Genomic DNA, 14,900 nt, shown 5'->3' with positions numbered 1-14,900 from the left:
CTGCATGAACAGGACAAAAGGAGACTCAGCGGCGCCCCGCCGCGCGCCTGCCCCCCGCCTTCGCCGGCTTCGCCGCGCCGTTCGGCCACCACCTGGGTCTCCGTTTCGCCGCCACGTCCTCCACCCAGCCCATCGCCAGGATCATCAGCCCGATCAGCGGCCAGACCAGCACCAGCGGCAGGACGTTGTACGAGGCGTTCAGCTCCGAGGAGTACGCGTCGATGCCGGGGATGTTCCAGAGCTGGTCGATGAGCGGGTACGTCGCCATGATCATCAGGTTGTGCCAGAGATAGATCGTCACCGCCCGGTTGTTGGCGAGCGTGACCACCGAGTCGAACTGCGCGAGCTTCCCCGGCAGCTCCTTCCAGGACGGCGAGTACTGGAGCAGGATCGCGCAGAAGCCCAGCGACCAGGTCGCCTGGGCCAGCGGGATCTCGTCGAAGTTCCAGCCCTCGTCGGTGAGATGGCCGGACGCCCACCACAGGGCGAAGGCCATCAGGAAGAAGGACAGCGAGACGGTGAGGTAGCGCGGGACCTTCTGGAACATGCCGTCGTTGTGGGCGAAGCCGAGGATCCAGCACGCGCCGTAGATCGCGAAGTCGATGACGACCTGCCCGGCCTCGCCGGGGATGGTCACCAGCTCGCTGCCGACGACCGCCGTCAGCACGATCGGGAAGAGCAGCGTCACCCACGGCAGCCGGCGGAACGCCCGCAGCAGCAGCGGTGACAGCAGGACGAACCACAGATACGCGCGGATGTACCAGAGCGGCCCGGCGACATCCATCGCCCAGGTCGTGTCCAGCCACGCGCTGCTGCCGTCGCCGCTCTCCTCCGGATACGGCGGGGTGCCCAGCGGCAGCAGGTAGTTGGCCAGCTTGAGGAACCACCAGACCCCCTCCTCCCGCACCGGCTTCCAGCCCATCACGAACATCAGCGGCACCGCGAGCACCGCGAACGCCCACATGGGCGGCAGCAGCCGGCGGAGCCGGCCCCGTACGACGCTCCAGGGGGTACGCCGCGCCAGCGACCGGGCCATCAGCGACCCGGCCAGCGCGAACATGACGCCCATGGACGGGAAGAGGATCGTCAGCCAGGCCCAGCCGAAGATGTGGAAGACGACGACACGGACCAGCGCGACAGCGCGCAGCAGGTCCAGATACCGGTCCCGGCCGCCGCCGGAGGAGGAGGAGGAGGGCTTCTGCGCCGCTTCCGGCGCGGCGGACGGGTCCACCGCACCATCGGACAGAGAAGGAACAGAAGAAACCGAAGAGACCGAAGAGACCGAAGAAGAGGAGTCAATACCGCTCATGCCACCGGCCTCCGGTCCTTCTCCACACCGCTGCCCGGCGCCGCCTCCACCACGCCCGTACGGCGCAGCTTCTGCCACCGCAGCCGGCCGCCCGTGAGCGCCGTGATCCACGACTGGAGCAGCACCACGTACATCAGCTGCCGGTAGAGGATCTGCTGGAGCGGCAGGGATATCAGATGGGTCATCCGTTCCTTGTCCAGCCGGAAGGCGTACGCGGCGCACACCACCTGCACCGCCAGCACCCCGAGCCACGCCCCGATCGTCTTCTCCGTCGGGCCGAAGACCAGCCCGTACAGCAGGAACACGTCGATCAGCGGCGCCAGCAGGGGCGCCAGCACCATGAACAGCGAGACCAGCGGCAGCCCGACCCGGCCGAAGCGCCCGGAGGGACCGCGTTCCAGGAAGGCGCGGCGGTGCTTCCAGATGGCCTGCATCGTGCCGTAGCTCCAGCGGTAGCGCTGGGACCACAGCTGCTGTACGGACTCGGGCGCCTCGGTCCAGGCGCGGGCGCGCTCGGCGTAGACGACGCGCCAGCCGTCCCGGTGCATGGCCATGGTGATGTCGGTGTCCTCGGCGAGGGTGTCCTCGCTCATCCCGCCGACGCGCTCCAGCGCGCTCCGCCGGAAGGCGCCCACCGCGCCGGGGATGGTGGGCATGCAGCCGAGCATGTCGTACATACGGCGGTCGAGGTTGAAGCCCATCACGTACTCGATGTGCTGCCAGGCCCCGATGAGGGTGTCGCGGTTGCCGACCTTGGCGTTGCCGGCGACCGCGCCGACGCGCGGATCGCCGAAGGGCTGGACGAGCTCGCCCACGGTGGACGGTTCGAAGACGGTGTCGCCGTCCATCATCACGACGATCTCGTGACTGGCGTGCGCGATGCCGTTGTTGAGGGCGGCGGGTTTGCCGGAGTTGGGCTGGCGTACGACATGGACGTTGTCCAGCCAGAGCGCCTCGACGATGTCCGCGGTGCCGTCGGTGGAGCCGTCGTCGATGACGATGATCTCGATCGGATGCTCGCTCGCCGTCAGGGAGTTGACCGTATTGGCGATGCACTCGCGTTCGTTGTACGCGGGCACCAGCACGGTGACGGGCTCGGTGACGGGCGCGCCCCAGCTGAAGTCGCGGCGGCGGACCTTGCGCGCGTGGGCGAAGGAGAGCAGCAGCATCAGGCCGAACCGGGCGATGACCAGGGAGCCGATGATGGAGAGCCCGACGACCAGGATCGCGGTGACATTGCCGGAGAGGGCGACGGCGGCGACCCAGGCCTTGCCCTTCCAGAGGTCGACGCCGGTGACCTGGGTGTGGGCGCTGGGGGCGCCGAGGGCCTCGGTGAGGTTGCTGAAGCGGAAGCCGCGCTTCTTCATGTCGGGCAGGAAGCGGTCGAGGGCCTCGACGGTCTGCGAGCGGTCGCCGCCGGAGTCGTGCATCAGCACGATCGAACCCTTGACGCCCTTGGGGGTGGCGCGCTTGAGGATGGCGTCGACGCCGGGGCGCTTCCAGTCCTCACTGTCGGTGGAGTCGAGGACGGTGACATAGCCGAGGCTGCCGATGTACTCGGCGACGGGCCAGGACTTGTCGTCCATCGCGGACGCGAAGGAGGAGTACGGCGGCCGGAAGAGCGAGGAGCGGATACCGGCGGCGCCCGCGAGGGCGAGCTGGTTCTGCGACAGCTCCCAGTCGATCCGGGACTTGGTCTGGAAGGAGAGATCGGGGTGGTTGAAGGTGTGCAGGCCGATCTCGTGGCCCTCGTCGACCATCCGCTTCACCAGCTCGGGGTAGCGGGAGGCCATGGTGCCGGTGACGAAGAAGACGGCGTGGGCGTTGTGCTGCTTGAGCTTGTCGAGGACCTTGGGGGTCCACTCGGGGTCGGGCCCGTCGTCGAAGGTCAGGACGAGCTGCCGGTCGGGGATGTCGATCGACTTGGCTTCGCCGGTGCCGCGCGCGTCGATGACGGGACCGCCGCCGCGGATGTGTCCGGGCACCTTCTCGTTGGACGCGGGGTCACGGACCCGGTGGTCGGCGAGGATCTCGCTGTGTACGTAGCCGCGCAGCATGAGCATGGCGAGCAGCGCGACAAGGATGAGCGAGGGCAGCAGATAGCGCATGGGCAGTCTGCGCCGGCCGCCGCGCGGGCGCTTGCGCGCACGGGCCCGCTTTCCGGGGGAAGCCATCTAGCGCGCACCTTTCACGGCCAGGGCCTTGTCACTGTCGGACCCGGGCGGGGGCTCTTCCGAGGTGGTCGGCTCCACGGGCGAGGCGTCCGGCTCGACGACCGGCGCGGATGTCGTGGGCACACCGCCGCCGGGGTCGGTGGGCACGCTCACATCGGGGTCGGGCGCCGGGTCCGTGCTGGGCTGCGTCTCCGTGTCGGCGGAGGACGTGGGCCGCGTCGCGGGGTTCGACGACTGCGGTACGGGCTGACCCGCGACGCCCACCACGGCGGTGCCCGACGGCTGGGGCACGACCACCGCTCCCGGGTCCGTGGCCGTCACCTCGGCCGAGGGCACGACCGGGTCGGCGGGGGCGGTGGCGCTCTTGGAGGCTTCGGGGCGCACCTTGACGGTGTCGGCGTTCTTCTTGTCCGCGCCGGGTATTGGAAGCCAGGGGGCGTTGGAGTCGCCTCCGACGAGCGCGGCGACCACGGTCATGGCGTAGCAGGCGCACGCGATGGCGACGACCCAGCCGGCTCTCCGGAGCTTCTTGCTCCGCCGCCCGCTCTCATCGACGAACACCGGCCCGTCGGCCGCCTCGGGGCCGTCGACCGCTATGGCCGGCAGAGCCGCCGTCTCCTCCGCGGGTCTGGTGCCCGGGGGGAGTTCGGAGAGCTGACGCCCGAGCCCGTCCAACTCGACGGTGACGTCATTCGGCTCATATATATGCCCATGTGAGGCATCTTTTCGCCAATTATCCACTGCTGTAGGCACATCCCCCACGACTGAACGATTTGGGCATATTGCAGCTGGTTGGTCCACCGCCGGTCGAGTCCCCACCCGAACCGGACGCCCCCCTACCACACCGCACCCGCGCAACGAATGTAGCCCACGCCGCAGGCGATCAAGTTCCGTTTCCCGTGTTGCCGTGCATCGATGTGATGACACTGATATGGAAGCGGAAGCGCTGGAGACACGACGAAGGCCCCGCTGCCGGAGCAGCGAGGCCTTCGTCCTTTTTGATCAAAAACATGGGAATTGTGGAGATGGCGGGAATCGAACCCGCGTCCAACGGTGCGGAACCAGGGCTTCTCCGAGTGCAGTCCGCTACGATTTTCTCGGCCCCGGAGATCACACGGACAAGTCTCCGACGGGCTCAGTCACTGTTTGATTTCCCTCTGTGTCCCGTGACCGGGCTCAGAGGTTTAGTTCCCTAAGTGATGCCAGGAACCGGGTCGGGAACAGCCCCGGGCTGACACTCCGCAGAGTCTTCGCTAGCTGCTAATTAGGCAGCGAGGGCGAAGGCGGAGGAATCGCGCTTGGAAGTGGCGATTATTGTTTGCGACATATGGTTTACGAGATCATTGCCGCTTCCTCGACTCGCTTCCCCTGCTTCGACATCCGCTGTCGAAACCGATCATCCCCATGTGTTTTTTTCAAAAGTGCTCATTCACATGAGCGTGTACCCGATGTGCGGTACGGGACCCATCCTACGTGACCGACGCACCACCGTGCCAGCCATTAACCCGCGTCAGGCGCGCTGCCGGCGCTTGACCGCCGAGATCGCGCGGTCCGTCTCGCGCCGGTCCTGCTTCTCGCGGAGCGTCTGGCGCTTGTCGTACTCCTTCTTGCCCTTCGCCAGCGCGATCTCGATCTTGGCGCGGCCGTCCTTGAAGTACAGGGCCAGCGGCACGATCGTGTGGCCCGACTCCTGCGCCTTCGACTCCAGCTTGTCGATCTCGGCGCGGTGCATCAGCAGCTTCCGCTTACGCCGGGCGGTGTGGTTGGTCCACGTTCCCTGGCTGTACTCGGGCACATGGACGTTGTGCAGCCACGCCTCGTGGCCGTCGATCTGTACGAAGCCGTCCACCAGGGAGGCCCGCCCCTGGCGCAGTGACTTCACTTCCGTACCCGTCAGCACGAGACCGCACTCATAAGTGTCGAGAACGAGGTAGTCGTGCCGCGCCTTCTTGTTCTGCGCGATCAGTTTGCGCCCAGTTTCCTTAGCCATAGTCCCGCCATTTTCGCACCCCGGCGCAACTCTTTTACCCCGCGCGGCCCGCCCGGTCCTACTCCGTGCTCCCCAGTCCGCTCAGTACGGTCCTGGCCCGGTCCTCGGCGTTCTTGTTCGCCAGCAGATCCGGGGTGACGCCCCGGTCGTCCACGCTGTGTCCCGCCGGGGTGCGGTAGTGGCCGACGGTCAGCTCGGCGACGGAGCCGTCCGGGAGGGTGCTCGGCATCTGGACCGATCCCTTGCCGAAGGTCCGCGAGCCCACCGTGACGGCCCGGCCGCGGTCCTGGAGCGCGCCGGTGAGCAGCTCGGCGGCGCTCATCGTGCCGCCGTCGACCAGCACCACCAGCGGCCGGTCCGTCTCGCCGCCCTGCTCGGCGTAGAGGGCCCGCTGCTCGCCCCGTACGTCGTACGTCGCGACGAGACCGCCGTCGAGGAAGGCGGAGGCGGCGGTGACGGCCTCGGTGACCAGCCCGCCCGCGTTGCCCCTCAGGTCCAGCAGGACGCCGGCGCCGTGCGGGGCGGCCAGGACTGCGCCGCGTACGCGCTCGCCCGAGCCCTTGGTGAACGAGCTGACCTTGATCCGCCGCGCGCCGCCCTCTATCGCGTCGACGGTGACGGACTCGGTGGAGAGCCGGGCGCGGCGCAGGCTCTCCGTCCAGCGGTGATCGTCACGCTCCAGGCCGAGGACGACGCGGGTGCCGACGGCCGAGGACGCGCCGGAAGCGGCGTCCGTACGGTCCGCGCCGCCCGTTCCGGCCGACGCGCCGGCCTTGCTCGCCCTGCGCGCCTTGTCGCCCCGCAGCAGCGCCATGACCTCCGTCACGGGCCGCTTCGCCACGGCCGTACCGTCAATGGTCCTGATCAGGTCGCCGGGGCCGATACCGGCCCGTGCCGCGGGGCCGCCCGGGTGGACGCGGGTGACCTCTATCCGGCCGCCCGCCGCGCGCCGGGCCCAGAGCCCCACGCCGGTGTACTCGCCGTCGAGGGCCTGCTGGAACTCCTCGTACTCCCGCTTGTCGTAGACCGCGCCCCAGCGGTCCCCGCTGCGGCTGACGACCTCCTCGGCCGCCTCCGTGGCCGACTTGCCGTCGGCCATGGCCTGCGCGGCGGCGCGGGCGACCTCGTCGCGGTCCGCCGTCGCCGCCGCAGGACGCACGGCGGGCCGCGGCTTCTCGTCCTCGCTGTGCGGCAGCGAGTTGGTGGCCGCGGCCGTGGCGAGCACGCTCGCGAACACCAGGGTCAGGGCCGCCCCGCGGCCCACACCCCGGGGCTTTCGGTACGGATCCGGTCCCGGCATGGCGCCGAGTCTAGGACAACGGACGCCGCCGGAACGGTGCTTGTCGAGTCCACGCCAGGGATACAGATCACACGCGAAGGTACTTACGCAGAGCTATAAAAGCGGCGACGGCGGGCATCAGAAGGCCGATCGCGAGCACCAGCGGCAACTTGGCGAGCACCGCGTCCCAGCCGATGAAGTTGACGAGCGCCATCTTGTCGGCCAGGGCAAGTCCGTGGTCGATCAGGAAGTAACGCCCGAAGAGCAGCATCGTGCACGCGACGACACCACCGATCAGCCCGGCGAACGCGGCCTCCATGATGAACGGCATCTGGATATAGAAGCTGGACGCGCCGACGAGCCGCATGATCCCGGTCTCGCGCCGTCTGCTGAACGCCGATACACGCACGGTGTTGACGATCAGCATCAACGCGATGACCAGCATCAGCGCCATCACGCCGAGCGCGGCGATTCTCATTCCGCTCATCAGATCGAAGAGGTTCTGGAGAATGTCCCGCTGGTCCTGGACGGACTGCACACCGTCCCGGCCGGCGAAGGCCGTCGCCACGACCTGGTACTTCTCCGGGTCCTTGAGCTTGACGCGGAACGACTCCGGCATCTGGTCCGGGGTGATGGTGGCGGCGATGGGGCTGTCGCCGTACCGCTCCTTGTAGTGCTTGAACGCCTCGTCGGAGGTCTCGTAATGGACGCTCTGCACGATGTCCATCTTGGTCAGGTCGGCCTTGATCTGATCCCGCTGCTGACCGGTCACGGCGCCCTTGACGCACTTGGGCGCGGTGGCCGCGTCGTTCTTGTTGCAGAGGAAGATGGAGACGTTGACCTTGTCGTACCAGTAGTCCTTCATCACGCTGACCTGCTCGCTCATGAGCAGCGCGCCGCCGAACAGAGCGAGCGAGAGGGCTACGGAGACGACGACCGCGAAAGTCATCGTGAGGTTCCGGCGAAGACCGACGCCGATCTCCGACAGGACGAACTGGGCGCGCATGGCGTCCTTTCAGCTTTCGATACTCGGTGCGCAGATGCTGCTGGGTGCCGCTGGTGGTCAGTGCTGGTAGCCGTAGACGCCGCGTGCCTGGTCACGTACCAGACGGCCCTTTTCCAGCTCGATCACGCGCTTGCGCATCTGGTCGACGATGTTCTGGTCGTGGGTCGCCATCACGACCGTGGTACCGGTGCGGTTGATACGGTCCAGCAGCTTCATGATGCCCACGGAGGTCTGCGGGTCGAGGTTGCCGGTCGGCTCGTCCGCGATCAGCAGCATCGGGCGGTTGACGAACGCCCGCGCGATCGCGACGCGCTGCTGCTCACCGCCGGACAGCTCGCCGGGCATACGGTCTTCCTTGCCGCCGAGACCGACCAGGTCGAGGACCTGGGGGACGGCCTTGCGGGTCTCACCGCGCGGCTTGCCGATGACCTCCTGCGCGAACGCGACGTTCTGCGCGACGGTCTTGTTGGGCAGCAGGCGGAAGTCCTGGAAGACCGTGCCGAGCTGGCGGCGCATCTGCGGCACTTTCCAGTTGGACAGCCGCGCGAGGTCCTTGCCGAGAACGTGCACCATGCCGTGCGTGGTGCGCTCTTCGCGGAGGAGCAGTCTCAGGAAGGTCGACTTGCCGGAACCGGACGAGCCGACCAGGAAGACGAACTCCCCCTTCTCGATTTCGAGGGAGACATCACGCAGGGCGGGGCGGTTCTGCTTCGGGTAGGTCTTGGTGACGCTGTCGAATCGAATCACGGGATGCACCACGGTCGGCCGGGAGTAGGTGAGCGAGACCTTACGCGAACCCGACCGGCGCGCGCAGTCCGCGTCCGGGGTTGGAGAGGCGCGCGGGCCCGCGCATGGGCGATTTATCACGGATACGGACGGGCCGCCAGTGGTACCCGGCCATCGGATTCCGGCCGATCGCGCCGAAACGGCCAAGAACTGGCACAGTGGAGGAGGGGAACGGTCGTGTTCCCCCGAGCGTTGAGCGGAGTGACACGTAAGCGGCTCCGCCGCGCGGTGAGGAGGAATGCGCATGACCTACGACCGATTGGTGTGCGCCAACTGCGCGGGACCGGTGGCGGAGGGCAGGTGCCGCGTGTGCCGCGCCCACAGGGAGCGTCTCCAGCAGCAGGGCCCCCTGGGCGGCCTGAGCCCGGTGGCGCTGCTGACCCTGCTCGTGCTGCTGGTGGCGGCGGTGGCGCTGGTCGCGACGCACCAGCCCGCGTGAGCCGCGACACACCCACGACGAGAAACGTAAGGGCCCGGACCGCTGATCCAGCGGTCCGGGCCCTTACTTCTGCTTGCGTACCCGTGCGGGCACGTGGTGTGACGTACGGCCTACGGCTCAGACGGCCGTGCGGCCACCCGCGACCAGACGCGGCAGCATCCGGAAGCCGATGCCACCCGCGATCATCGTCGCGGCACCGATGAGCAGGAACGAGGTCTCGGCGGCGCCGGTCTCCGCCAGCTCCTCCTTCACCTCACCCTGCTGCACCGGCTGCGAGCCGACGCTGTCGGTACCGGCGCCGTTGCCACCGGTCGTGGCAGCCGAACCGCCGGTCGTCGAGGACGAGCCGCTGGTGGTGCCGTTGCTGGTGGAGCCGTTGCTGGCGCTGCCCTCGGTCGTACCGGCGTCGGTACCGGCCGACGTACCGGCGTCCGTGCCCGCCGAGGTACCGGCATCGGTCCCGGCGGAGGTACCGGCATCGGTACCCGCCGACGTACCGGCGTCCGTACCGGCCGAGGTACCGGCATCGGTACCGGCGGAGGTACCGGCATCCGTACCCGCCGACGTACCGGCATCGGTACCGGCCGAGGTACCAGCGTCCGTACCGGCCGAGGTACCGGCATCGGTACCCGCCGACGTACCGGCGTCCGTACCGGCCGAGGTACCAGCGTCGGTACCGGCGGAGGTACCCGCGTCCGTACCCGCCGACGTACCGGCGTCCGTACCCGCCGAGGTACCGGCATCGGTACCCGCCGTCGTGCCCTCTGTCGCTCCGGCGTCGGCGCCACCGTCGACGCCACCCGGGTCACCGCCGGCGGTCGTGCCGCCGTCGTCCTCGTCCGTCAGGCCACCGATCACCGACGAGTCGGCGCTGACAGACACGCCCGTGCCGGCGGCCTGAGCGATGCCCGCGATGGTCAGCGAAGCACCCGCGGCGATCACCGCGCCGGCCGCCACACGCGCCACGCGCATCCGCGTCTTCTTTGTCATCTGGTTGCTACCCCCAGTAGGTCATTCGTCAGTGGTGCAGCGTCCGGGCCCGTGGCCGCTGGGGGGTCCGTACCACTCCGCCCCCGGTCACACACGACCCGGTAATTCGCATGCCAAACGTCAGAGTTCCGGTTTTCCAGATACGCGTCAAGGTCGTTGCGGGCGCGATGACCGATAACGGCTTACTTGTCCGACCTGCGGGGTTGCAACTGTGACATAAAAAGGGAACTGCCGCTCCCTGAGCGGCAGTTCCCTCGCTATGTTTGTCGACAAAGCGCGAATTTAGCGTTCCTGCTGCTTGCGCCAGCGAATTCCGGCTTCCAGAAAGCCGTCGATCTCGCCGTCAAGTACCGCCTGGGGATTACCCACTTCGAAGTCCGTACGCAGGTCCTTAACCATCTGGTAAGGGTGAAGAACGTATGAACGCATCTGGTTGCCCCACGAGTTGCCGCCGTCGCCCTTGAGCGCGTCCATCACGGCCTGCTCCTCCTGGCGGCGGCGTTCGAGCAGCTTCGCCTGGAGGACGTTCATGGCGCTCGCCTTGTTCTGGATCTGGGAGCGCTCGTTCTGGCAGGAGACCACGATGCCGGTCGGGATGTGCGTGATGCGCACCGCGGAGTCGGTCGTGTTGACGCCCTGGCCGCCGGGGCCCGAGGCGCGGTAGACGTCCACGCGCAGCTCGGTCTCGTCGATCTCGACGTGGTCGCTGGACTCGACGACCGGGAGCACCTCGACGCCCGCGAAGGAGGTCTGGCGGCGGCCCTGGTTGTCGAAGGGCGAGATACGGACCAGGCGGTGGGTGCCCTGCTCCACGGAGAGCGTGCCGTACGCGTACGGCGCCTTGACGGCGAAGGTGGTCGACTTGATGCCGGCCTCTTCCGCGTAGGACGTCTCGTACACCTCGGTGCCGTAACCGTTCCGCTCGGCCCAGCGCAGATACATGCGCTGGAGCTGCTCGGCGAAGTCGGCGGCGTCGACCCCGCCCGCCTCGGCGCGGATGTTGACCAGCGCCTCGCGCTCGTCGTACTCGCCGGACAGGAGGGTACGGACCTCCATCTCGTCGAGCGCCTTGCGCACGGACGTCAGCTCGGCCTCGGCCTCGGCGCGGGTGTCGGCGTCGTCCTCGGCCTCGGCCAGTTCGAAGAGGACTTCGAGGTCGTCGATACGGCCGCGGAGCGCCTCCGTCTTGCGGACCTCGGCCTGGAGGTGGGAGAGCTTGCTGGTGATCTTCTGCGCCGCCTCAGGGTCGTCCCAGAGGGACGGCACCGCTGCCTGCTCCTCCAGTACGGCGATGTCTGCCCTCAGTTTGTCGAGGTCCAGGACGGCCTCGATCGACCCCATGGTCGAGGAGAGGGACTTCAGCTCTTCGGATACATCGACGACTGCCACGCACCCAGCCTAACGGCTGGCCGCGCGAACCCCACCCCCGCCGGTGATTCCCGCGACCGGGCCCCATCGGGGCTCGCCCCGCTCGTACGGGCACGGCATACGGGCCACGGTCGTACGGGGTCATGGTCGTACGGGGTCATGGTCGTACGGGGTCATGGTCGTACGGGGTCATGGTCGTACCGGTCACGGCTGTACGGGCCACCGCCACGTACGGGTCACGTCCGTACGTCGCTACGGGACCGGGGACATCGTCTGCTTCGAGTCGCCCGGCGCCCCGTCCGTGCCGTTGCCGCTCGTGGCCAGCCAGCCGCCCACCCCGACGGCCGCGAGCAGCAGGACCGCCGCCGCGCCCAGCGTGATCCGGCGCTTGCGGACCGTCTCCGCCTTGTGGCGGGCCGAGCCCGGCCGGCGCTGCCCCGCCGAGCGGGGGGCGCGGGCGGTGCCGCGGGCGCCGCCCGCCAGTTCGTCGGGGGCCGGGACGCGCATGCTCGTGTGGGTGTCGCGGTTGGAGTCGGGGGCGGCGCCGGGCACGAGCGGGACCGCGCCCCGGCGGCGCGGCTCCGTCCCGGCGGCGGATCCCGGCTCCTGCTCGTCGTAGGACTGCTGGGTGGGCTCGCCCTCCGGTTCGTCCACGTCCAGCGGGGGTATGCCGGCCAGCGTCGGCAGCTGCTCGCGCAGCCGGTCCGCCAGCTCCGAGGCGCGCAGCCGGGAGGCGGGGGCCTTCGCCAGGCACTGGACGAGGAGCTGCCACAGCTCGTCGGGGATGCCGGGCAGCGGGACGACGGTCTCGGTGACATGCCGGCGCAGGACGGCGCCGGGGTGGCCGCCGCCGAACGGCGTGAAGCCGGCGAGCAGCTCGTACAGGACGGTGGCCAGCGCGTAGATGTCGACGGCTGCGCGCGGCGGGAGGCCCTCGACGATCTCGGGGGCCAGATAGTCCGGCGTACCGATGATCTTGGACGCCTTGGTGCGCCGGGGGGTGTCGATCAGCTTGGCGACGCCGAAGTCGGTGAGCAGCGCGGGGTGTGCGCCGCCAGGACCGAGCGGGCCCTCCATGTCGAGCAGGATGTTCTCCGGCTTGACGTCCCGGTGGACGACTCCGGCGGCGTGCGCTGCGGCGAGTCCGTCGGCGACGTCGGCCACTATGGCGACCGCCGCCTCGGGGGCGAGCCGGCGCTCGCGGTCCAGCCGGGTGCGCAGGTCGGTGCCCCTGACCAGCTCCATGACGAGCGCCAGGTCGTTGCCGTCCACCACGAGGTCATGGACGGCTACCACCCGGGGGTGGTCGAGCCCGAGCAGGGCGGTGCGCTCCTGGACGAAGCGTCCGACCAGCTCCTGGTCGGACGCGAGGTCCTCGCGCAGGAGTTTGATGGCGACGGCCCCCTCGGGGCCCTCGCCGAGCCACACCGTGCCCGCGCTGCCCCGCCCCAGGATCTGATGGGCGGTGTACCGGCTGCCGATATTCCGTGCCAAGACTGCTCCCTCAGCGGCTGGCGTTGCCCCTCAAAGTACGCGGGAATCGGGGTGCTCCGTGCCCCTGTTCACGCCGAGCCCTCACTGCGGCGGGCGATATGCGGCACTCCGGGGCTTCTGTTCCCGGAGTGCCGCGGCTGCCGAATCAGCCGCTGAAATCGCTGACGCGCGACGTCCACTCCGACACCTTCGAGATCGCGTCGCCGATGGCGGAGAAGAAGTTCTGGGTGCTGCCGACCCACTCGGGCAGCGGGGTCAGCGTCCACAGGAGCCAGCCGCCGACGAAGAGCAGGATCACCATGAACAGGCAGCCCTTGAGGCAGCCGAGCCCGGGGATCTTCATCGGGTTGGCGCTGCGCTGACGCGGCTCGCGCGGGGGGCGGGGTTCGCGCTGCGGGCGGGGGGCCGGACGCGGGGGCTCCTGCTGCTGCGGAGGCGGCGGGGGCTGTGGCGCGTACCGCTGCTGCTGTTGCTGCGGTGGCTGCTGCTGTTGCGGGGGCCGCTGCGGCCGGCGCTGCGGTCGCTGGGGCTGCTGCTGCCCGGGCGGCGGACCGTACTGCTGCTGGCCCTGCTGCTGGCCCTGCTGCTGGCCCTGCTGCTGCCCGTACTGCTGGCCGTGCTGCTGTCCCTGCTGCGGGTACGGGGCCTGCGGCGGCTGCTGGGGCTGCCGCTGCGGGCGGCGGCGCAGCAGCGGGTCCTCGCTCGGGTCGAGGTACTGCACCTGCGTCTGCTCGTTGCGGTCGCGCGCGGCCTGCAACTGGCCCTGCCAGGGGTGCGGGCCGTCGGGCTCGGACTGCGGTACGGGCGGCATCATCGCGGTCGGTTCGGCGCCGCCGGGCACCGCGCCCGTCGGCAGCACGCTGGTCGCCGCGTTGGGCCCGGTGGTCGGCAGGAAGCTGGTCGCCGCGTTGGGGTCGTAGGAACCCGCGTTGCTCGGCAGGACCTGGGTCGGGTCGGCGGCGGCACCGGCGCCCTCGGCTCCGGGGACCGGCGCGGGCGCCGGGTCAGGGGCGAGGAGCGCGCCGACACCGAGCGCGGCGCTGATCCGGTCGGGGGTGGCGTGCGCGCCGATCCCGTCCGCGACGACCCGCAGGGCGTGCGCGAGGCTCCGGGCGCTGGGCCGCTGGCCGGGCTCCTTGCGCAGGCAGCGCTTGATGACCGTCCACAGCGGTTCCGGCACGTTGCCGGGGCGGCGCGGCTCCTCGCTGAGGTGGCGCTGGAGCACTTCGAGCGCGGTCGCGCCGGCGAACGGCGGCTGCCCGGTGACCAGTTCGTACAGCAGGATGCCCGCGCCGTAGATGTCGACGGCGGAGGTCTGCGGGCGGCCCTCGGCGGACTCCGGCGCGACATAGGCCGGGGTGCCGACGAACTCGTGCGCGCGGGTCAGGCCCGGTGAGTCGGCGAGGCGCGCGATGCCGAAGTCGGTGAGCATCGGGTGCAGCTGGTCGCCGTCGCTCTTCAGCAGGACGTTGGCGGGCTTGAGGTCCCGGTGGACGACACCGTCGTGGTGGCTCGCGCTGAGCGCGTCGGCGATCTGGGCGGTCACCAGGGCCGCCGCGACCGGGCTGAACGGGCCGTTCTCCCGCAGATAGCGGTGCAGATCGGGGCCCTCGACCAGGTCCATGACGAGCGCGAGGAGATCGCCCTCGACCACCAGGTCGCGGGTGCGGACGATATTGGGGTGGGTGAGCCTGAGCAGTACGGAGCGCTCGCGCAGGAAGCGCATCACCACGTCCGGATCGTGCGCCAGCTCCTCCTTGAGGACCTTGATCGCGACGGTCTCGCCGGGCTGGCCCGCCACGGCCGCCTCGGCCCCTGCGGTCTCCCGCTGACGAGCGCGCCACACGGTGCCGGTGGCGCCGCGTCCGATGGGCTCATCGAGCAGATATTTGCTGCCTACGGGCCGCACTCCATGCGCTCCCTGCTGTTCGTGGTCGTCACTCGTCCCGGCCCCGCCGGGGTCCGACCCACTGTAGACCGGCCGGACGGGTCCCCGAGTGGGATGCCGAGTGGATCACAGGTCCGGCCCGTTCGAAGGATTTCGAAGGACTCTGGAGGGGAGAGA

Annotated in this window: 12 protein-coding genes and 1 other RNA gene; 1 reads left to right on the top strand and 12 read right to left on the bottom strand. The window is 69.6% G+C overall.

What is annotated here, in order from left to right; translation table 11 throughout:
- Window positions 1-25 precede the first annotated feature (25 nt).
- The 8 genes from AB0389_RS24675 to ftsE all read right to left on the bottom strand — a co-directional run bounded on the left by AB0389_RS24675 (window position 26) and on the right by ftsE (window position 8,505).
- The gene (locus AB0389_RS24675; protein ID WP_366397651.1) at window positions 26-1,309 is read right to left on the bottom strand and encodes an acyltransferase; all 1,284 of its coding nucleotides are present in this window, start codon (window positions 1,307-1,309) and stop codon (window positions 26-28) included.
- Window positions 1,306-3,483 (bottom strand): glycosyltransferase, encoded by a 2,178-nt coding sequence (locus tag AB0389_RS24670; protein ID WP_366397650.1) that lies wholly within the window; start codon window positions 3,481-3,483, stop codon window positions 1,306-1,308. The genes AB0389_RS24675 and AB0389_RS24670 overlap by 4 nt, the downstream gene beginning before the upstream one ends.
- On the bottom strand, window positions 3,484-4,158 hold the full coding sequence (locus AB0389_RS24665; RefSeq protein ID WP_366397649.1) for a hypothetical protein: 675 nt from the start codon (window positions 4,156-4,158) through the stop codon (window positions 3,484-3,486).
- A 342-nt stretch (window positions 4,159-4,500) separates the two neighbouring features.
- Window positions 4,501-4,887: a transfer-messenger RNA gene (ssrA, locus tag AB0389_RS24660) on the bottom strand.
- 106 nt (window positions 4,888-4,993) lie between these two features.
- Window positions 4,994-5,473, bottom strand: a complete 480-nt coding sequence (smpB, locus tag AB0389_RS24655) for an SsrA-binding protein SmpB (RefSeq protein ID WP_366397648.1) — start codon at window positions 5,471-5,473, stop codon at window positions 4,994-4,996.
- A gap of 58 nt (window positions 5,474-5,531) precedes the next feature.
- Window positions 5,532-6,773: a S41 family peptidase gene (locus AB0389_RS24650; RefSeq protein ID WP_366397647.1), complete on the bottom strand. Its 1,242-nt coding sequence runs from the start codon at window positions 6,771-6,773 to the stop codon at window positions 5,532-5,534.
- A gap of 67 nt (window positions 6,774-6,840) precedes the next feature.
- The gene (ftsX, locus tag AB0389_RS24645) at window positions 6,841-7,758 is read right to left on the bottom strand and encodes a permease-like cell division protein FtsX (RefSeq protein WP_366397646.1); all 918 of its coding nucleotides are present in this window, start codon (window positions 7,756-7,758) and stop codon (window positions 6,841-6,843) included.
- Between the two features lie 57 nt (window positions 7,759-7,815).
- Entirely contained in the window at window positions 7,816-8,505 is a 690-nt protein-coding gene (gene ftsE, locus AB0389_RS24640; protein ID WP_366397645.1) for a cell division ATP-binding protein FtsE, read from the bottom strand.
- A 283-nt stretch (window positions 8,506-8,788) separates the two neighbouring features.
- On the opposite strand from ftsE, the gene AB0389_RS24635 reads away from it, so the two are divergent.
- On the top strand, window positions 8,789-8,983 hold the full coding sequence (locus tag AB0389_RS24635) for a hypothetical protein (RefSeq protein WP_114659500.1): 195 nt from the start codon (window positions 8,789-8,791) through the stop codon (window positions 8,981-8,983).
- Window positions 8,984-9,100: 117 nt separating this feature from the next.
- On the opposite strand, the gene AB0389_RS24630 is transcribed toward AB0389_RS24635, so the two are convergent.
- The 4 genes from AB0389_RS24630 to AB0389_RS24615 all read right to left on the bottom strand — a co-directional run bounded on the left by AB0389_RS24630 (window position 9,101) and on the right by AB0389_RS24615 (window position 14,744).
- Complete coding sequence (locus AB0389_RS24630) at window positions 9,101-9,973, bottom strand: hypothetical protein (RefSeq protein ID WP_366397644.1); 873 nt, start codon at window positions 9,971-9,973, stop codon at window positions 9,101-9,103.
- Between the two features lie 282 nt (window positions 9,974-10,255).
- On the bottom strand, window positions 10,256-11,362 hold the full coding sequence (gene prfB, locus AB0389_RS24625) for a peptide chain release factor 2 (RefSeq protein ID WP_366397643.1): 1,107 nt from the start codon (window positions 11,360-11,362) through the stop codon (window positions 10,256-10,258).
- A 231-nt stretch (window positions 11,363-11,593) separates the two neighbouring features.
- On the bottom strand, window positions 11,594-12,835 hold the full coding sequence (locus AB0389_RS24620) for a serine/threonine-protein kinase (RefSeq protein ID WP_366397642.1): 1,242 nt from the start codon (window positions 12,833-12,835) through the stop codon (window positions 11,594-11,596).
- A gap of 145 nt (window positions 12,836-12,980) precedes the next feature.
- Complete coding sequence (locus AB0389_RS24615; RefSeq protein ID WP_366397641.1) at window positions 12,981-14,744, bottom strand: serine/threonine-protein kinase; 1,764 nt, start codon at window positions 14,742-14,744, stop codon at window positions 12,981-12,983.
- Window positions 14,745-14,900: the final 156 nt, after the last annotated feature.

This window comes from Streptomyces sp. NPDC093109 (genome assembly GCF_040701725.1).
In the GTDB taxonomy this organism is placed as follows: Bacteria; Actinomycetota; Actinomycetes; order Streptomycetales; family Streptomycetaceae; genus Streptomyces.
This window is presented reverse-complemented; position numbering and strand designations above follow the sequence as displayed.